Source organism: Colwellia maritima (genome assembly GCF_022669015.1).
In the GTDB taxonomy this organism is placed as follows: Bacteria; Pseudomonadota; Gammaproteobacteria; order Enterobacterales; family Alteromonadaceae; genus Colwellia; species Colwellia maritima.
The window spans coordinates 882144-901942 of the sequence record NZ_JAKKSL010000002.1; the positions used below are offsets into that span (position 1 = coordinate 882144).

Here is a 19799-nt window from a genome sequence, read left to right on the forward strand (position 1 = left end):
CAAGCAACATCAAATAACACAACGTCACCTATCTAAACTTACGTGAATCTTTAGATTTGCCGGCTATCGTTACTTTACAAAGATTTAGTTTCCTAATATCCTAACGGCAATGGAATCTTAACTTAAATGGAATTTACTATGTCTTGGACAAAACTTGATAAACAAATTAATGCAAATTCACTGATGGCTATAGATGCCCTTTCATGTAGAGATTATGGCGTAAAGCTAGATTATAATTTTCCTTTTCATAAAGTTAAATTTACCTGCCAAGCCTTGGCAATGCTAGCTCAGTTAAACGATTACGACCAAGATATGGTAGTAAAAGACATAGAACACATCTGTGCACACCCTAATGCTAAAAACTCATTGAAACATAGTCGAAATCCATTACGTCGTTTATGGCGCACTAAATATCCATTCCGTAATTACCATTATTTATTGGAATACATACAGAAAGATAACCAGATTAATATTGAGGAAATTTTCTTTGATAAACAATTAAACGGTCCAAAAGATAATTTTTCTGCTGAACGCACTATGCTTTACAATGTAAATAGGCAAACTTCTGTAACTTATAATAAAGCAATGGATGAAGATGAACTTGAAGAATTAAAGGGTGCATGGAATAGAGCCCCTACACCAACAACCAAAATTAATACGGGACATGCCGCGGTTAATGGTATGTTGAATGAGTTAGATAAGGCTACATGGTTAATGGGAACACATTTAGATACAGCCTATCAAAGTGACAATATAAAAGCCTATACGCTATTTCATAACCCGACTGATAATTTTGGCTTAGATATAGTTGAATGTATTTTTGATAAAAGCCAAGGGCAAACATCACATAATGCCCAACACCTAGCGGCGGTATTAGCGCAAAATCATCAACAAGGTAAGAAAGTTAAATGGGTGGCGCACAGTCAAGGGGCTATTATCTTTTGTTCTGCGCTAGAGCACTACCGCATTAAGTACGGTAAGCCGCTAACCACTCAACAACTTGCTATACATGGCTCAGGTACTAACCTTGATCGACTTCAACGCGTTGCACACAATACAGGGATGACGATTAACTCTATTCGTAACAACCCTTTTGATCCTGTGCCTAATATTGGTGGTACAAATGATTTATCAGGCAGTAGCTTAGCCCGCTCAATTAAATTCGGAAAATACCTCGTAGCAGATCCTGGCATTAGCCCGCATACGTTACCTTTTTTGGGGCTAAAAACCTATGCAGACCAGTTGCAATTATCTGGTAATATTCCCGCAGCGACCAAGGTAAGAAAGTTTATAAAAAAACTACCTGAAGGTGATAGTAGAGTATGATAAACCTATTACAACTCATTAAAGCTTTTTGGCGCGGGTTTGTTGGCGGTCCAGACTCTAATCGCTGTATAACGCATCGTTTTCTTTTAAATGCACAACAACTCAGTATTGAGCTACCTGATAGTAATGTCGTCGCAACACCTATCTCTGTTGATGTTGGGTTTCCGCACACATCCACTGCGTGGTTTGAAGAGCATAAAAGAACATATGAGCAGCATAATTTTGTCCGTGTAATAACTAAAAATTGGATGTATGTCCCCCCAATAGCCTTAGTACCAAGTAGTGAATATGGCATGTTAAGTTGTCAATTACGTATTAAACAAACCAATAAGATTAATGTGTTAGACAAGCAAGCTCTGTCTCAATTCGTCATACAAGAATATGATGAATACCATAATGGCCCAAGTGGTAAAAACACCAAAATAAGACAAGAGACAATTGAACGCTATAGTAAAAGAGCAACTCAATGGACACCAGAAGAAATAGAAGAGGAAGCTATGGGATGGATTGAAAACTGTGGTATGCCCTCTATTCCACCGGCTCTCATCAAGACATTTAATCAAACTGATTGGGTATTCTATCAAGAAGTAAGAAGTAACCGTTTATCTCGTCACGACTTTTATTGTTTACCTTTAAGTGAAAACAGCTTTTTAGAAGTAAAGTTTAATCACAGAGTCGATCGTTCTGACAAACACAAAAAATGGGCTAGGCATGCACTTGAATCTCAAGAACGTATTATGGCGTCTATATATTTAGATGAGTTACCAGATGCAACTTTAATTGAAGGCAGTGATAAATAAGCTAATAAAAGAGGAAGGTTAATGCCTTCCTTTTTAGCTATGTAATTTGGGGTTATACAATGTTGAGTTTCACAATATTCAGATATACGATGTTTAAATAGAGTGTTTTTACATTATGTGGTGTAATTAAAGCTTAGCGAGTAACCCATCGCTTGCATCTTCAATTAAATCTAGCACGTAACGAAAACCATTTGCGCCACCATAATATGGATCAGGTACTTCGGTTTCTTCAAAATTTTCGGCAAACTCTAAAAACAGCATGACTTTATGATGCAGATGAACAGGCGCTATTTTCAGTAAATCTTCAAGATTAGTTTTGTCCATTGCTAAAATAAGATCAAAGTTTTCAAAATCTTGAGCGGTTACTTTACGCGCTTTAATACCATCAAAAGAATAACCTCGTTCAACACCCACTTTTTGTGCTCTGTGATCAGGTTTTTCTCTGGCATGAGCGCCCACAGTACCCGCTGAATCTATTTTCAAGGTCACCCCTTGTAATTCAGCTTTCTTCCTAAAAACAGCTTCCGCACTCGGCGAACGACAAATATTGCCCATACAGACAAAAAGAATACTTTTTATTTCTTTATAATTCATAATGTTAATCACTACACTCCCTGTGTTGTCTATTTATTAGCTGTTACGAACTATTTTGAGCTGTTTTGCTTTAAAGGTAAAGGATAATTTTCCCCTTTAAAAATACACTAAACAAAACACTAAATAATACTTATATTGTTCAAAATGCCTTTATCAATAAGTCGTTTTAATAAATCAGCACACTTAAGTTTCAAATGTTCCCTAAGTAATCTAACGGTGGTGTTATAGATTGTCTACTGGGACAAATAAGCCATAGTTCGGTCGGCTTGGGCTTAAACCCCGTTAAAATAGGTACAATATTGTTTGCTAATAAATCGGTAGACAAATCTAAACTTGATTTAGTGGCGATTCCTTTACCAGCCAACGCACCAACGCCTAACTATTTCAGCATCATTTGAAATACGATCACTTTTCATTTTAACACTAATTACGCCTTCATAATCTTGATGAGTAAATTCCCAAACATCATTTACCATGTCACGTAATTGATATAAAAGGCCATTATGATTAATTAAATCATTTGGATGCGTCGGTTCACCGAATTGATCCAAATAGCTTTGAGCGGCACAAAGTATTCTTGGCACATTACAAATTTTAAAACCATATAAGCCGCTATCATCAGGCGAACCGTAACGTAGAGCAATATCAACGGGATCACGGTAAAAATCGATTTTACTATCACTCATATGTAATTTTACGCTCACCCCCGAATATATCTGCATAAACTCATCAAGCCAAGGTAGAATGATATTTCGCCCTAAATCAGACGGCACCGAAATTCTTAACTCACCGTCAACAATATCTAAATCTTCTTTTACATTCTGTCTTGCCAAGTCAAGCATCTGTATCGCTTGCTCGCAGTTGGGAATATAACGTTCGCCTGCGGCAGACAGTCGTAATTGTCTGGTTGTTCTAATAAACAACTCTGCACCAAGCGATTTTTCAACTCGTTTAACTGCAGCGCTCGCCGTCGCTGTCAGCATATTTAAACATTCGGCCGCCGCAGTAATACTACGAAATTCAGCTACTTTTAAAACGACGTTTAAATCTTCTAATTGCATAATTGTCAAATAATTATTGATAATGATTCAATTATTATGCTGTTTTTCTTTTGTCTTACAAGCTTTATTATAGCGTCATTAGATAAATCGTCTTAAAGCAATCCTGCTAACCCAATGGAGAAACATCATGAAAGCAATTGGCTATAATCAAGCTTTACCTTTAACAGACCCTGCATATTTAATTGATATTGAACTTCCTCAACCTCAAGCATCAGGCCATGATTTATTAGTACGCATTAATGCAGTTGCTGTAAATCCTGTGGATTGCAAAATCCGTGAAAGAGTTACACCTGAATCAGGTCAGCACAAAGTGCTTGGTTGGGACGCCGTTGGCGAAGTAGTTGCCATTGGTGAACTAGTAGAAAATTTTAAACCTGGTGATAACGTTTTTTATCTTGGTGATTTAAATCGTCAAGGCTGTAACGCAGAATATCAATTAGTTGATGAACGCATTGTCGGTAACAAACCTAAAAGTCTATCGAATAGCGAAGCAGCAGCCTTACCACTAACCGCTATTACCGCTTGGGAATTACTCTTTGAACGTTTAGCAATTAAAGCAACGCAACCGGGCACAACAACATCGTCAAATGATGTACTTTTAATTGTAGGTGCCGCAGGCGGTGTTGGTTCAATTTTAGTGCAATTAGCGAGCAAATTAACGGGGGCAACGGTTATTGCAACAGCCTCACGCGAAAGCTCAGCAACTTGGGTAAAATCTTTAGGTGCTGATCACGTAGTTGATCACTCTAAACCTTTGGCGAGCCAAATTGAACAATTAGGTATTGGGCCAGTAACACACGTTGCTAGCTTAACTCACACTGATTCATACTTAGACAGCTATGTAGAACTATTAACCCCAATGGGAAAAATTGCCTTAATTGACGATCCTCAACATGTTGATATTAGTAAGCTTAAGGCTAAATGTATTTCTCTGCACTGGGAGTTTATGTTTACGCGCTCAATGTTCAAAACAGCCGATATGAATGAACAACATAATATACTTAATAACGTAGCAGACTTAATTGATCAAGGTTTATTAAAAACCACCCTAGGCAAAAATTTAGGCGTAATTAATGCTAAAAACTTAAGTGCTGCCCATCAAACACTTGAGTCAGGTACGTCAATAGGAAAAATTGTGTTAGAAGGTTTTTAATTCTTCTTTTAGGCACAAATCTATTTAACCTCAACTCGGGTTAAGAAGTTTTTAACTCATTGAAAATTAGTATTTAATTTTCCTCTTATCACTATAATGAGATAGTTTTGCTTAATTCAAGGCAAATTTACGCGTCAATAGGGAGCAATTGCAAGTGAATTTAACGAAGAAGTTAGTAAAAATAGCCATTATAGAAAGATTTATTAAGCCGAGCTGAGGTTATTTAACCAAACAATTCACATCACGCAATTGTAACGTGATTATAAAGAGAAACGACTATGACACAATTAACTATCGTAGCAAACATAAAAGCCAAAGCAGACCAAATCGACTTGGTGAAAGCAGAGCTGATAAAGCTTATTAACATTACACGTGCTGAAACGGGCTGTATTAATTATGATTTACACCAAAACAATGAAAACCCGGCACATTTTATGTTTTATGAAAATTGGGAAACACGTGAATTATGGCAATCACATATGGCAAATCAGCATCTAGCTGACTATTTAGCAGCAACAGAAGGCGCTGTAGATGAATTTACTGTAAATGAGATGACGTTAATCGATTAATTTTCAGTAAATTTGAAGAACTAATACAACTAAGGTAACCAAACAACAACTTGTAAACATTGTAAATTGGTTACCTTTTTTAATTATAAAAATTTACTAAGTAGCTCTAGCTAGCCTAGTTGTCACTAGCCGCTCGAGAAGAGCAATAGTATTTCAACAAACCTTTTGTTGAACTGTCATGAGTTTCTTTAATTGTATTGGTAGAAAGCTCTTTTACTATCTCATTGGCTAAGCCTTTACCCAATTCAACGCCCCATTGATCAAACGAACAAATTTGTAAAACAATCCCTTGAACAAATATTTTTTGTTCGTATAAAGCAATTAAACTGCCCAATGATTTAGGTGAAATACGCTTCATTAACAAGGTGTTAGTTGGGCGGTTACCTTTATGAACTTTATGCGGAGCTACTTTATCAATATAAGATTTAGGATGCCCTCTTGCCGCCAGGTCGTCACGTACTTGCTGTTCATTAACCCCAGACATTAATGCCTCAGTTTGTGCAAAAAAGTTAGCCATTAAGGTTTCATGATGACCTTGCACAGGCGTAACACTTTCTACCGACCCGATAAAGTCAGCCGGCACAACGTTATTACTCTGGTGTAAATACTGATAAAACGCATGCTGTCCGTTTATCCCTAATTCACCCCAAATTGAAGGCACGGTTGGGTAATCAATTTCTTCGCCATCCCAAGTAACTGATTTACCATTACTTTCCATTTCAGCTTGTTGCATATAAGCAGACAACATATGCAAATGCTGATCATATGGCAATATTGCCTGAGACTGCGCGCCCAAAAAGGTACAATTCCACACACTTAACAAAGCTAAAATTACCGGTGCGTTCTGTTCTAAAGGGGTTTGGCAGAAATGTTCATCTATTTCATGCGCACCGTCTAATACCTCAAGAAACTTCTCAAAACCAATATCCAACGCAATAGGTAAACCAATAGCTGACCATAAAGAAAATCGTCCGCCAACCCAATCCCACATGTCAAAAATATTATCTTCATCAATACCAAAGGCCATGGCATTTTCTTTATTAGCACTTACCGCAACAAAATGTTTTGCTACCGACTTTTTACTAAATGAAGACGACGTTAACCAGTTAACCGCCGTCATAGCATTGGTCATGGTTTCAGTGGTCGTAAATGTTTTACTCGACACAATAAATAACACGCGTTCTGGATTTAAAGGACGAAGCACTTCAGCAATTTGAGTACCGTCAACATTCGACACATAATGTACCTGAACGCTGTGATCACTATAATGTTTTAAAGCTTCGGTAACCATTTGAGGACCAAGGTTTGAACCACCAACGCCAATATTTACAATATCGGTAATTCGTTTACCCGAATAACCAAGCCATTTTCCTTGCCTTACTTGCTCTGTGAAAGCGTGCATTTTTGCTAAAGCTTTTTCAACATCAGGGGTAATGTTTTTTCCGTCGAGCATAATCGGTTTTTTGTCTCTATTACGAAGTGCCACATGTAAAACGGCTCGGTCTTCAGTTCGATTAATATGCTCACCATTAAACATTTTTTCACGCCATTGCTCTACTTCACAATCTTTTGCTAAATCAATTAAATGAGCAATGGTTTTATCCGTGATCCGGTTTTTAGAATAATCGAGTAATAATGAGGGGAGTTGAATAGAAAACTTGGAAAAACGTTCACTGTCTTGCGAAAACAAGTCATTCATATGTTGGGTTTTCATTTCATTCGCGTGTTCAACCAGTGCTTGCGGTACGGGAAGAAGTGTTCTTTTTAATGCTTGGTTATTTTTGCGCATAGTTATACTCTAAAATTAATGAGTTAATGTGATAACGAACTAATATAAAACTGAATGTAAAAATGATAGATAGTAAAATACCTCAAGTTTATTTCTCGCTATTTTTTGACCAAATACCAGGCTCAGTTTCACCTTGTATTTCTACATCATCTAAAGAAAACGAAATTTTATCACTTGAGTGTAGTTTTTCCCGAAAATCTTTGGTTAAATTAATAACCGTCGGGGTTAGTAAAACAATAGCGTATATATTCACCAAAGTCATTAATCCTAAGGCCATATCAGCTAAGCCCCACACTTCTTTTAATGTGGCACTTGCGCCCCAAAACACCATAACTAAATAAATACTTGTGTAGCATAATCGTCCTGCTTTATTGTCTAATTTAAATAAATGCAAGTTACTTTCAGCATACGCATAGTTCGCAACAACGGATGTAAATGCAAATAAAGTAATAGCGGCCGCAACAAAGTAATTACCACCAAGACCAAAGTGACTCGTCATTGCATTTTGGGTCATGCCTATGCCTTCCATTTCACCACTAATACTAATATCTGATAACAAAATGACCACTGCGGTACAACTACAAAGTACCATAGTGTCTAAGAAAACCCCTAACATTTGCACATAACCTTGAGCAACAGGGTGATTTGGAACAGGAGAAGCACCTGCTGCCGCATGAGGTACACTACCTGCACCCGCTTCATTTGAATACAAGCCACGTTGAATGCCATTTTTTATAGCCGCACCTAATGCGCCTGCACCCGCTTCATTTAAACCGAAAGCTGACGAGAAAATATCCATAAACATAGAGGGTAACAATTGAATATTCATTACCGTAATAACAATAGCCGTACCAACAAACGCTAACCCCATAAACGGCACGATAAGTTCAGCAAAGCGCGCTATGCTGCGCATTCCACCTACCACAATAGCACCCGGCCAAGTACCGCAATCACTGCGCCAGAATATTCACGAGGAATAGTAAATGTATTATTTAATGCATCCGCAATCGTATTTGCTTGCATCGCACTAAAGGTTAAACCATACCCTAAGAAAAGACACAATGAAAAAAGTACCGCAAGCCAAGGCTTATTCAACCCAGAGCGAATATAATAAGCAGGCCCCCCTAAATTCTTTGTGTTCGTCTCGAACTTTATATAACTGCCCAAGCACACTTTCAGCAAAGCCGGTTGCCATACCTAACATGGCTATAACCCACATCCAAAATACGGCGCCGCTGCCACCTAAAGAAATAGCCATAGCAACACCGCCTAAATTACCCGTCCCAACACGAGCAGAAAGGCCAGTACACAACGCTTGAAACGAACTAATACCAGACTTGTCAGATTGAGTACTGCCTTTCATTACCGTAAACATATACTTAAATTGCAGTATTTGAATCCAACGGAGCTTAAACGAAAACCAAAAACCAAAAAAGCAGCAAGTAAATTAATATTTGACCTTGACCCCACAGCACATTGTTAATCGCGCCTACAATTTCATTAATCATTACTTTCCTCTTTTATTTTTATTTTTTGTTCTTCATATACTAAGCCCCAATATTACAATGAGGTAGCAACGTAAACAGTTCAGGATATTACAAAATTTAAAACATCATAATATAGATTAACAGGAATACAATTATCTTTTTGATAAATGTATTCCAACAACCAACATACATCGTACTGACCCACCAAAGCAAGTTCAATTGCTGAAACATCAAGTGGTACTAGCTTTACACTGTTTTCAAGCAGGGCTATTTGCTCAACGGTTAACGCAGCGTAAGCCTTTGCAGAAAGTGCTAATATACGGCCAGATTTCCCAGTTAATTCAAGGGCATTACCACAAAAAGCATTTATTTGTTGTTCAGTTAAACTAATTATACGTTTACCTGCACTTTCAAACCGTTGAATAATTTGCGCACGTCGTTTTGGATCAGTCATCATCTCAAACCCGCCCATCACAAAATCACTGCCAATACACATTAAAACATTGGTGTGATAAACAGAAACCCCTTGCCTGTCTTGTGCATCAAAAACCATAGGTTCATAATTAAAGTGCGTACAGAAACGCTCAAGCACATGGGAATCTGTTCGCTTAGACCGAACAGCATAAGCAATACGTTCTATGTGATCTAAGACCATTGCCCCCGTACCTTCAAGAAATATGTCATCATATTCCAACCCCGAATAATCAACGACATCTTGAACCCGGTAATCTTGTTTTAACAGATCAATAATATCCGAACGACGTTCCTTTCTGCGATTTTTAGCATACATAGGGTAAATAGCAATTTGCCCCCCTGTATGTGTTGAAAACCAATTATTAGGAAACACTGAATCGGGTGTTTCTTCACCTTCGTCTTCAAACCTATGTACAGTAATACCCTCAGCTTCAAGTATTTTGCCCACGGCTGACACTTGTTCGTAAGCTTGTGTTTTTATTTGTTGTTTATTCAATAACGTTTTCCCTTGAAAACTATTATCGATCTCCGTTTCTTCATTTGGATGAAAATGATGTGGACGAATCATAACAACCGCACTAGGTGCTTGTGGAAATAATGACATGGTTTCTCCCGTAATCGATAATGTTGGCAACACTTATACCGTTAAACCAAATAAGTTTCGTGGATTTTCGGGATTTGCTAACAACTCAAGCTGTGCACAATTACCCTGTTTTTTCACAAGATCATAAACGAACCTAAGCGCTGAATAATCTTCAACTGCAAAACCAACTCCATCAAAAATCGTCAGTTGCTGATCAGAAGTTCTACCGGGCTTTTCACCTCGAATAACATGATACATTTCGGTGATTGGCGAGTTTGCAGGCAGTTGCTGAATATCACCTTCAATACGTGTTTGTGGCTCATATTCAATAAAAACATCGGCACGATTTAATAAATCAGCAGCAAGTTCCGTTTTACCAGGGCAATCACCACCAATCGCATTTACATGAACACCGTCTGAAACCATATCACTGGTTAAAATCGTCGCATTTTTTTTGTCTGCAGTACAAGTAGTAATAATATCTGCCCCTTGAACCACCTCGTTTGCCGAAGCACAAACAATGATATTTAACCCTTTATCAGCAAGGTTGTTACGACACTTTTCAATTGCTTGCGCGTTAATATCGTATAAACGCACCGTTTTTATCCCCAACAAAGAACTAAACGCAATCACTTGAAACTCAGATTGTGCACCACATCCAATCATCGCAAGGGTTGATGCATTTTTAGGCGCTAGGTACTTAGCCATCATGGCTGACGTTGCTGCTGTTCTTAGTGCCGTAAGAATCGTCATTTCAGACAACAATAACGGATAGCCGGTTGCCACATCAGACAACACACCAAACGCGGTTACTGTTTGTAAACCTGACAAGGTGTTTTTAGGGTGACCATTAACATACTTAAAGCCAAATAAGGTATCATTACCCGTAGGCATTAATTCAATAACCCCTTCTGGCGAGTGGGCTGCGAAGCGAGGTGACTTATCAAACGCCTCCCATTGCCTATAATCTTGCTCTAAATATTCAACCAAACCTGCAATAAACTGCTCAGTTCCAATACGTTTTAAAAGCGCAATCATCTCGGTAACGCTGATAAATGCTACGTTAGCTGACTTTTCGTTAATACTATTTTTCATCTTAACCCCTTTAAGTTTGCTGTATAAAACTAAAACGCCGGCCTTCCAGACAAAATGTTCTACACACTATTAGTTACTTTAGTCATATATTATCGGTTGAACATACCAAACAAAATGGCAAAAACTTGCAAAATTAGTACAAAGATTTATCATAATGAGCAATAATACTATCAAAATGACAATACAGCGTAAAAAAGGAAGTAAAATGACCTTTGAAAAAACGGTAAAAAAACACGTTTACCTGCACGACTCAGTAGATAGATCACTTATCGCAATTTTACGTACGGATGCCAGAGCCTCTATATCAAAGCCGGCAACCTTGCTTCATGTTTCACGCGGTACGGTTCAAAATAGACTTGATCGGTTAATTAGCTCAGGTGCAATTTTAGGGTTCACTATTAGAGCGCACGACGAATTAGAAACTGATTTGATTAAAGCAATTATGATGATTGAAGTTGTTGGTAAATCAACCGCACAAGTAATTAGCAAACTGCGCGGTATACCGCAACTTGAAAAACTGCACACAACTAATGGTGCTTGGGATTTAGTGGCGAATATTAAAACATCAAACTTGCTTGAATTTGACCGAGTACTTCGCGATGTAAGAACAATAGACGGGGTGCTTAACAGTGAAACGAGTATCTTATTAAGTTCAATATAATGATCACTTCAAAAAATAAACCGAGCAACAAAAATACAGATGCTCGGTTATCAATTTTTACGCCTTGCCCTATTTAATAAAGCGGGAGGCTTCATAAACTAAATAAGCTACATAGCCGCTTTAAAAATTTGGCAAATTTCTTCATGGCTTGCTTGTTTAGGGTTGGTTAAACCACACACATCTTTTAACGCATTGTCGGCTAATAAAGAAATATCTTCCTCTTTAACACCTAACGTTGTTAACCCCGATGGAATACCCACTATTTTCGATAATTTTTCAATGGCCTCAATAGCCGCATTTGCGCCCTCTTGTGCTGACATAGCAAGCACATCAACACCCATGCAATGAGCAATATCCTTTAAACGTTCAGGACAAACTTGTGCGTTATAACGCTGAACATGCGGTAACAACACCGCATTACAAACACCATGCGGTAAATCATAAAAACCACCTAATTGATGCGCCATGGCATGCACATAACCTAAAGATGCATTGTTAAACGCCATACCTGCCATAAACTGGGCATAAGCCATTTGTTCTCTTGCTTCCATATCTTCGCTATTTTTAACCGCAGTTGGCAAATACCTATGAATAAGCTCAATGGCTTTTACCGCAACGGCATCGGTAATTGGCGTAGCCGCCGTAGACATATAAGCTTCAACCGCATGAGTTAACGCATCCATACCCGTTGCGGCAGTTAACGATGCAGGCATACCCACCATTAATGACGGATCGTTCACTGACAACACTGGCGTTGTATGCTTATCAACAATCGCCATTTTAACATGACGTATTTCATCAGTAATAATTGCAAAACGGGTCATTTCTGATGCAGTGCCTGCCGTGGTATTAATAGCAATTAATGGTAATTGAGGCAGTTTAGATTGATCAAGGCCCTCATAGTCCGCTATTTTACCGCCATTGCTAGCAACTAAAGCAATCCCTTTGGCGCAATCATGGGGCGACCCGCCACCTAACGACACAACAAAATCACAATCATGTTGTTTAAGTAGCGCTAAACCTTCATTAACATTGCCAACAGTTGGGTTAGGTTGTGCTTTATCAAAAACAATACTGGCAACCTGCTCTTTTTCCAATAAATCAGTGAAATTTTTAACCACACCCAATTTATTCAACACACTGTCACTAACAATCAATCCCTGTTTAAATCCTTGCTCTTTTATATAATTTACAGCTTCCGCTAAACTACCACTACCCATAACATTCAAAGACGGCATGTAAAATGTTGAACTCATCATTTTCTCCTTAAATTATTTCAATACAAATTGTTTAACGACACTGTTTAACTCATTATCCATTGCTTAATGCTTGGCTTTGAACAACCTATAAAGCTTAAACCTATATAGATTAATGTGCGTACTATTGAGGCCAAAAAAGTTCATTTGATGATAAATTAAGGCCTGAATATGAACTACTAAACCATAGTATTAATTTCTCTCATACTTTAGGATAAGTAATAAACGTTAATAACCCTATTTTTAACATGAAGCACAGCTAAATAACTTGATCTAAAGCATAGGGTTAACATTCATTTTCCAAAACAATGACAATAAAAAGCAGAATAATATGACAATAAACACAAGCGTATTACCTGTAATCATAGCAGGACCTATTGTGCGTAAAGCCATAAATAAACAAATCGTTTTTTGGCTAGTTACGTCACAACAATACCAATGCTGTGTGACCCTTTATGATGAAAACGGAACCAAGGTTTATTCGGCTACCTTAACCGATAAACAACATGCCTGTATTACCGTGGGTAAACAAGCTTTTGTTAATTTACTCAACATTCACCTAACGGATGATCTACCTGACAATACCTGGATTAGCTACAATATCACCTTAAAAAACAGCACCAATACATTCAATTGCACTGAACTAAACAACCTCTGTTATGAAAACCAAGCATATCCGCGTTTTTGGCACACCACACAAGCCAACCATGTATTACACGGCTCATGTCGTAAACCTCACCATAAAAGTAGCGATGGATTACTGGCGGTTGATACCCAAATAGCCAATGCCCTAAAAGACAAAAACCCTGCCCCCGACTTATTAATGTTATCAGGCGATCAAGTTTACATAGACGATGTAGCCGGCCCTATGTTGTCAGCAATACATCAAGTTATTGCCTTACTTGGTTTACATAGTGGTAGTTGGCAAAATGAAGACATTGAAAACAGTGAGCAGCTGTTATCAAGCCCAGATTGCTATTATCAACGTGACAAAATATTGCCCTTATTTGAAGGTGACAACGACAACTTTCTCGATTTTTTTAAAGGTAAAAAGAAACGTGTGTTCACCTCGGTTAGCGCCCATAACCATTTAATTTCATTTGCTGAAGTGATGGCAATGTACTTACTTGTTTGGTCACCCGAACTATGGGAATTTGTAACCTTTGACGACTCAAAAATAGCGACAAAACATCAGCAACGTTACCAAGAAGAACAAAAAGTGATAGAAGAGTTTGCGAAGGGTTTACCCTCCGTAAGACGTGCATTAGCTCACATTCGTACATTTATGATCCACGATGATCATGACATTACCGATGACTGGAACCTTACCCGTGAATGGGAAGAAATAGCCTACGGCCACCCGTTTTCAAAGCGCATAATAGGTAACGCACTAACCGGTTACTGGTTATGCCAAGGGTGGGGAAATAACCCCGAAGTGTTTGACGAAATTTACCAACAGGCTAAAGATTGCTTTTCATCAAACAAAATGAATAACATTGATGCACTTATCGACACCCTACTGCAATTTAATCAATGGCATTATAGTGTAGAAACACACCCTAAAATGGTGGTTTTAGACACACGCACACAACGATGGCGCTCAGAAAAAAAGCAAACCGCCCTTCAGGTTTAATGGACTGGGAATCACTCACCGATTTACAACGAGAACTCTTTGACGAAAAAGCCGTAATATTAGTTTCTCCCGCCCCTATTTTTGGTGTTAAATTCATCGAAGTAATACAACGCATATTCACCTTTTTTGGTTTTGCCCTAACTGTAGATGCTGAAAACTGGATGGCGCATAAAGGCACAGCTTGAGCGTGATACTCAACATATTTAAACATTCTAAAACACCCCCTAATTTTATAATTTTGTCGGGTGACGTACATTACTCATTTGTTTATGACGTAAGCCTTAAACACAGCAAACATAACCCGCATATTACCCAAATAACGTGTAGCGGTATTAAAAACCAATTTCCGAAACCACTATTAAACTTTTTAGCTCAATGTAATCACTACCTTTATAGCAGCCAATCACCCTTAAACTGGTTTACCAAACGACGCGATATGCTGATAAAAGCTCGCAGAGTTAACAATAAAAAGTTACTAAATCAAAGTGGCATAGGCTTACTACACATTGAAACCAACTACCAAGTAATGGCAAAAGTGATAACCGCAGACAACAAAGAATATTTGTTTGAAAACAAAGCTAAGCAATTGAGTGATTGAAGTATTTATAACACAACAACAATCGGCTCATCTATGATGATTAAGAAACTGCCTATACAGCAGTGAACAATACAATAATATTAAAAAAATAAACGACAACAAACACTAAAGTGATTTACTCTATGTTTTGTCTTATTTGTGACATGGCTTCTTTTACCGATATGGTTCTGCCTGCTGCAATATCTTGTTCGCCAGTTGAAACAAGCTGCAACATGGCTAATGTTTCTTGGGTTTCTTCATATTCAGTGACTGATTGCACTACCATAACGGCTTCACCATTTTGGGTAATAATATAAGCTTCACCATCATTTTTAAGTTCTGCGGCAATTTTAGCTGCATTGGCTTTTAAGTAACTGATCGGTTTTATCTGATCGGCTAATGACATAATGTTAACTCTTGAACCAATAAAGAACCAAATATAAACCATATTAGGTTCTTTATAAAAATATTTAAACCTATTGCCTTTAATGGGATTAAATTCATCAACTATAGCAAATGCAGCTAAATCCAAGGAATGTGGCTTCTGTACTATGGCCATAACAAGTAAACTCACCTACAACAACGGCTACACCTACCTTTTTTTGGTCGATAAACAATCTAAATTGTTCATTTTTAGAAAGGCTAATTACGTTGATAAAAGGTAGTTTCAATTGCTCGTCCTCATTTCTTTCAAGCTCAGTTCCTCGCGCCCATTTATCAAAAAATGTGTAAAAGTCTTGTTTGTCTTTTGGTGATAGTACATTTACTAAAAAATCATCAAACCGTGAAGGTGTGTTAAACATAGCCAATGCGAATAATGAGTTATTATTTGTAACACTGAACAAATGTGAAAAGCAGTTTTCAGCTACAAACATGTATCACGACTATGCAATTAGCCCCACACTTTTTCATTGGCAAACTCAAAGCAGCGCAAGACCAAATTCAAGCCGTGGTTTAGGTTATATTCAGCAAAAAGAAAACCCTCAACAAAACAAGAAAACCTTCACTTTATTTGTGCGTGAACAGGCCAAAGATGAAAACGGCAACACCATGGGATTTATTAATTTTGGCGCTGTCAATTTTGTAAAATATGAAGGCAGCCTGACCGATGAATATTATATGGAAGTTAAACATCCCATGCCCAAAGATATTTGTGGCATGAGACGGCGGGGTAATGTAATATTAAAACTAGGTGTGAGTTAGTAACTAACACATCGACGAAAATACTTACGAGGTGACTATTACATCATTTTTTCTTAAAAACATTAACTGCTTTTCCCCTTTATATTTAGGGTTCCATTCAACATCTTGTTCATCCCCATCATAATGGTATTCAGTAGTAGAGAATATAATTTGAAGATCATTATCATTACACAACTTTTTTAATGATTTAATATATCGGTTCAAGTCATCGTTATGAATCTCATGTTGCTTAGGGGTATCTAATATTAAAAATTTAAATGAAAGGCATTCATGCTCAGCCATAAGTTCTAATAAAGCTGCATGATAAGCTAGTACAGCTCTTGTTCTAGTACTACCTTTCAATTGAGAGATAGTTTCACTGCCTAAGTACGGGGTAAAATCATCTTTAAATTTAATATTCCGGCTTATGTTATTAGTATTCAATTCTTCCACCAATTTAAAAAATACTGTCGTAAATCAGCTTTTAGTTTCAACAATCCCGGTATTGAGTTTCTCTCATTAGAAAAAGACTGGTACTTTTCTAATGCCTTACTTCGTTCAAATATAATCTTAAAATGTTTATTTTCTAGAAGTTCAACTTTCTCAATATCACTCCTCTGGATTTGAAGTTCAAATATTTGATTCTTTAATGCAGAAATGGCGTCTACAAGTACTGATATTTCACTTTTTTCTAAAGACTTATTTCTCTCTTCAACGATTGATTTAATTAAGTCTTCTATACTTGTCTTTTGTTGCTGAATTTGTTCAACCTTAACTTTATCAATTTCAGCATTTCTCTCAAGATCTTTAATTTGATCTTTTAAGTACAATAGGTTTTTACTATATGCATCCGAACTTGATGAGAAAAGCTGACAATTACTCGAACCACATATTTCTTCAAAAGATAAAAATACTCGACGTGCTTCTTCATTAAGATTAAGTGTTTCAATTTCAGTATTTATTTCATGAACTATTTGAGAGATACCATTGGTTCTTTTGTTCATTTCTGCTATTTCTAAAACGAGATCCCTAATAGTAGATCTATGTTTAGATATTAATCGATCTAATACATTTATTGAATCATCATGGTTAGCATCTGAACTTTTTAATTGTTCTACTTCTCTTTCTAATACTGATATTTCTTGTGTTAACTCTTCGGAAGTTTTTTTAATTATTGCAGCATCTTGTTTAGCTATCTCTACACCACGTGCGTGTATCTCTACTTGTTTATCTAAGTAAACCAGACGCTCCTTCGCTTTGATTTTTTCTTTCTTCTGATCAAATGAATTCTTAACAGGTAGATCAAAAACCATTCTCACCATTTCTGAGAATTGGTCTTTAATAAAGTTATTCGGAGGACTATAAAATCTGTTGTAACCATCGTCTTGATCTAAGTAATATATTGGCAGCATTGAGGAAAGATAAGGGGTAGTACTTTTATGATTATTGGTTACCATATTATCTACTTTTAATCCTAACCACTCGAATACAAAAGTAGAATATTCCTTTTCATCAAAAAATCTCTTTTTTTCACCATCAGGTTCTGTTACTTCAATATCTAGGCTTTTACTATAAATTCTTTTTATTATTAGATGACCTTTAGCGGTATCAACCTCTAAAATGACATTACTACAACGCTCATAAATATCATTCCTAAATATACAGGGATAGCCTAAACAATAAGCAATTGACTGTACTATAGGTGTTTTACCACAACCATTAGCACCAAATAACTGAGTAATATTATCACCAAACTTGAGTAAATCAGATTGCCAACCTGATAAGCCGTTGGGAAAAATTTGTATACTTATAAATTTCATTCTAACTCCATATCTAGTTGCTTAGAAACGCATAAGTTTCTGTATGCCGTTGATATCTCGGCTAAGTTATATGACAGCGTATCTTCCTGATCCAAAGCTCTATTAATGACTCTTTTGCCAAGTTCGGTTATTTTTATCTTTCCTTTATTATTAGGAATTTCAATTAGTAATGAATACTCTAAGAAACTTATTGCTTTAACAGTGCGAACTCTTAAATTAGCAGACCAACCTACATGTTGTGCAGAACCTTTAAAACCAGACATACTTGCCTCGATACTTTCTCCCACTAGTTGCCCTATTTCAGATACGCGTGGTTTACGTCTATCTTTCGCCAGTAATAGAATAATAAGGCTAATTAACGGAAGTTGAAATAAAGCTTCGTTATTCAAAAAATGTGATTTGTTAGTTTCACTTTTATCAAAATGAAGCTCTGCACCAGATTCTGAAATGCTTTCGAAAAATTTATCAAAATTCATGATTTCCCCTTAACTAACTCAGCAAAAATACCACCGAGAATCAACTCATGATTTAAATCATATATTTGATCTTCTTCTGTCAGTTCACGTACGAGATCTTTAATTGGTTTGCTGAGTTTTACAAGATTAATTGAGTTTCCACCTTGAGTTAAATCATTAAGTAATTGCTTAATTTGGCTAGTTATACTCTGTAATTCAAATTCTAAAATTACATGGCGATTTTTACGAAGCCATAAATCCCAATTAGTTTTACACCTTGAACAATACTCAACTTCTTCTGAGCCGCCTGCAGTCGTTAAAGTTCTTTGGATTATTGATGCACTTTTGATTGCTTTGTTATCGCCACCTTTAAGTAAGTTGTCATATGCATCTTTTGAAATACTTAAAATTGAAAGTAAATCATCTATGGAAATACCTGCAAACTCCTCAATTGATTCACTCGTTAGTTCGGCAATAACTCCACTTGATTTACGCTCAACAAGCTCTAGCAACTTCATCAATATTTCTTTTGATTCAGTATGCAGCAAATCAACTTCACTAAACTTATAAATCTTATCCCGTGCTAATGGTTCAAAATTATCATCACCATTTTTTAAGTACTGAACATCGGTTTCAAATTTTAGCTTTGATAATCTTTCTTTAATTTCATCTGGTGATAATTCAGTTACAATCTCATCAGGGAAACAGTTATTAAATCTGTTTATTAAGACCTCTGAAAATTTATTTTGAAATTCACCATCTTCTATATCTGTTAAGAGATTCTCTACATCATTTGCATTATGAATATTTGTCTGGAAGACAACAGAGTTGCAGTACTGGTCAAAAACTACAGTATGCAGTAGCAACTTCCCTATAAAGCTGTTTTTGATCTTATCAGTACTTTGCTGATTTTGATCTTTAAGCGTTCCCCTCAAACCAAATAGTTCATTTAAAGTCCAATTATGATTTTTTTTACCCATAGTTTTGACTTGGTAAAACACATAACTATAACCACTAGAATTCTTTTTTCGTACAACAAAGTCATCGTGTAAATCACAATAAACTCTATCAACATCATCACCTTCTAATATTGATAATGAAGCTATTGCAGCAGAGCGAACTTGCGCTCTATAACGGCTAAATGAATCTCTGCCACTTTGTTCTCTGGGTTTTTTCGTTTCTAACACACAAACATCCCGTTCATATTTAAATTAATCAATATTCACCACTCTCTCAACTGCTGCATTTCTTTCAATCGCCCGCGTTGCATCACTAGCGCTTCAA

19 protein-coding genes and 4 pseudogenes are annotated in these 19799 nt (G+C 36.8%); 9 read left to right on the forward strand and 14 right to left on the reverse strand.

What is annotated here, in order from left to right; all coding sequences use genetic code 11:
- The first annotated feature begins 138 nt into the window (after positions 1–138).
- The gene (locus L3081_RS14360) at positions 139–1326 is read left to right on the forward strand and encodes a hypothetical protein (protein ID WP_242286792.1); all 1188 of its coding nucleotides are present in this window, start codon (positions 139–141) and stop codon (positions 1324–1326) included.
- Entirely contained in the window at positions 1323–2126 is an 804-nt protein-coding gene (locus tag L3081_RS14365; protein ID WP_242286793.1) for a hypothetical protein, read from the forward strand. The genes L3081_RS14360 and L3081_RS14365 overlap by 4 nt, the downstream gene beginning before the upstream one ends.
- A 126-nt stretch (positions 2127–2252) precedes the next feature.
- Here L3081_RS14365 and L3081_RS14370 read toward each other — a convergent pair whose 3' ends face one another.
- A complete protein-coding gene (locus L3081_RS14370; protein ID WP_242287053.1) occupies positions 2253–2720 on the reverse strand; it encodes a low molecular weight protein-tyrosine-phosphatase in 468 nt (155 codons plus the stop codon).
- A gap of 119 nt (positions 2721–2839) precedes the next feature.
- Positions 2840–3781 (reverse strand): annotated as a pseudogene (locus tag L3081_RS14380) (LysR family transcriptional regulator).
- 127 nt (positions 3782–3908) lie between these two features.
- On the opposite strand from L3081_RS14380, the gene L3081_RS14385 reads away from it, so the two are divergent.
- Together L3081_RS14385 and L3081_RS14390 are read left to right on the forward strand one after the other, a co-directional pair.
- Complete coding sequence (locus tag L3081_RS14385) at positions 3909–4934, forward strand: zinc-binding alcohol dehydrogenase family protein (protein WP_242286796.1); 1026 nt, start codon at positions 3909–3911, stop codon at positions 4932–4934.
- 278 nt (positions 4935–5212) lie between these two features.
- Positions 5213–5503 (forward strand): putative quinol monooxygenase, encoded by a 291-nt coding sequence (locus tag L3081_RS14390; RefSeq protein WP_242286797.1) that lies wholly within the window; start codon positions 5213–5215, stop codon positions 5501–5503.
- Positions 5504–5618: 115 nt separating this feature from the next.
- Here the strand turns inward: L3081_RS14390 and pgi are convergent, their stop codons facing one another.
- The 5 genes and pseudogenes from pgi to L3081_RS14410 form a co-directional block, all read right to left on the reverse strand.
- Positions 5619–7292, reverse strand: coding sequence for a glucose-6-phosphate isomerase (gene pgi / locus L3081_RS14395; RefSeq protein WP_274620547.1), 1674 nt, complete (start codon positions 7290–7292; stop codon positions 5619–5621).
- Between the two features lie 88 nt (positions 7293–7380).
- A complete protein-coding gene (locus L3081_RS29410; RefSeq protein WP_476728552.1) occupies positions 7381–8205 on the reverse strand; it encodes an alanine:cation symporter family protein in 825 nt (274 codons plus the stop codon).
- Between the two features lie 5 nt (positions 8206–8210).
- Positions 8211–8667, reverse strand: a pseudogene (locus tag L3081_RS29415) (alanine:cation symporter family protein).
- Positions 8668–8931: 264 nt separating this feature from the next.
- Positions 8932–9857, reverse strand: a pseudogene (gene ctlX, locus L3081_RS14405) (citrulline utilization hydrolase CtlX).
- 33 nt (positions 9858–9890) lie between these two features.
- Positions 9891–10931 (reverse strand): ornithine cyclodeaminase, encoded by a 1041-nt coding sequence (locus L3081_RS14410; RefSeq protein ID WP_242286798.1) that lies wholly within the window; start codon positions 10929–10931, stop codon positions 9891–9893.
- 205 nt (positions 10932–11136) lie between these two features.
- Here L3081_RS14410 and L3081_RS14415 point away from each other — a divergent pair, with 205 nt between their 5' ends.
- A complete protein-coding gene (locus L3081_RS14415) occupies positions 11137–11592 on the forward strand; it encodes an Lrp/AsnC family transcriptional regulator (protein ID WP_242287055.1) in 456 nt (151 codons plus the stop codon).
- A 107-nt stretch (positions 11593–11699) separates the two neighbouring features.
- On the opposite strand, the gene yiaY is transcribed toward L3081_RS14415, so the two are convergent.
- The gene (gene yiaY / locus L3081_RS14420) at positions 11700–12848 is read right to left on the reverse strand and encodes an L-threonine dehydrogenase (protein ID WP_242286799.1); all 1149 of its coding nucleotides are present in this window, start codon (positions 12846–12848) and stop codon (positions 11700–11702) included.
- Between the two features lie 331 nt (positions 12849–13179).
- Between yiaY and L3081_RS14425 the strand changes: the two genes are divergently transcribed.
- From L3081_RS14425 to L3081_RS14435, 3 genes are read left to right on the forward strand one after another with little or no spacing between them, the layout of a single operon-like run.
- Positions 13180–14481, forward strand: coding sequence for a hypothetical protein (locus tag L3081_RS14425; protein WP_242286800.1), 1302 nt, complete (start codon positions 13180–13182; stop codon positions 14479–14481).
- Positions 14442–14666: a hypothetical protein gene (locus L3081_RS14430; protein ID WP_242286801.1), complete on the forward strand. Its 225-nt coding sequence runs from the start codon at positions 14442–14444 to the stop codon at positions 14664–14666. Before L3081_RS14425 ends, L3081_RS14430 begins: the two co-directional genes overlap by 40 nt.
- 53 nt (positions 14667–14719) lie before the next feature.
- Positions 14720–15079, forward strand: coding sequence for a hypothetical protein (locus tag L3081_RS14435; RefSeq protein WP_242286802.1), 360 nt, complete (start codon positions 14720–14722; stop codon positions 15077–15079).
- Between the two features lie 115 nt (positions 15080–15194).
- On the opposite strand, the gene L3081_RS14440 is transcribed toward L3081_RS14435, so the two are convergent.
- A complete protein-coding gene (locus L3081_RS14440; protein ID WP_242286803.1) occupies positions 15195–15617 on the reverse strand; it encodes a type II toxin-antitoxin system Phd/YefM family antitoxin in 423 nt (140 codons plus the stop codon).
- A complete protein-coding gene (locus L3081_RS29125) occupies positions 15562–15861 on the reverse strand; it encodes a type I-F CRISPR-associated endoribonuclease Cas6/Csy4 (RefSeq protein ID WP_420839736.1) in 300 nt (99 codons plus the stop codon). The genes L3081_RS14440 and L3081_RS29125 overlap by 56 nt, the downstream gene beginning before the upstream one ends.
- Here L3081_RS29125 and L3081_RS14445 point away from each other — a divergent pair.
- Positions 15800–16233 (forward strand): annotated as a pseudogene (locus L3081_RS14445) (DUF3427 domain-containing protein); the annotation flags it as partial. The gene L3081_RS29125 and the pseudogene L3081_RS14445 sit on opposite strands and share 62 nt — an antisense overlap.
- Before the next feature lie 52 nt (positions 16234–16285).
- On the opposite strand, the gene L3081_RS14450 reads toward L3081_RS14445, so the two are convergent.
- From L3081_RS14450 to L3081_RS14465, 4 genes are read right to left on the reverse strand one after another with little or no spacing between them, the layout of a single operon-like run.
- Positions 16286–16684 carry a hypothetical protein gene (locus L3081_RS14450; protein WP_242286804.1) on the reverse strand — a complete coding sequence of 133 codons (399 nt, stop codon included), beginning with the start codon at positions 16682–16684 and terminating at the stop codon, positions 16286–16288.
- The gene (locus L3081_RS14455) at positions 16681–18060 is read right to left on the reverse strand and encodes a coiled-coil domain-containing protein (RefSeq protein WP_242286805.1); all 1380 of its coding nucleotides are present in this window, start codon (positions 18058–18060) and stop codon (positions 16681–16683) included. The genes L3081_RS14450 and L3081_RS14455 overlap by 4 nt, the downstream gene beginning before the upstream one ends.
- Positions 18057–18536, reverse strand: a complete 480-nt coding sequence (locus L3081_RS14460) for a hypothetical protein (protein WP_242286806.1) — start codon at positions 18534–18536, stop codon at positions 18057–18059. The genes L3081_RS14455 and L3081_RS14460 overlap by 4 nt, the downstream gene beginning before the upstream one ends.
- Entirely contained in the window at positions 18533–19702 is a 1170-nt protein-coding gene (locus tag L3081_RS14465; RefSeq protein WP_242286807.1) for a dsDNA nuclease domain-containing protein, read from the reverse strand. The genes L3081_RS14460 and L3081_RS14465 overlap by 4 nt, the downstream gene beginning before the upstream one ends.
- Positions 19703–19799: the final 97 nt, after the last annotated feature.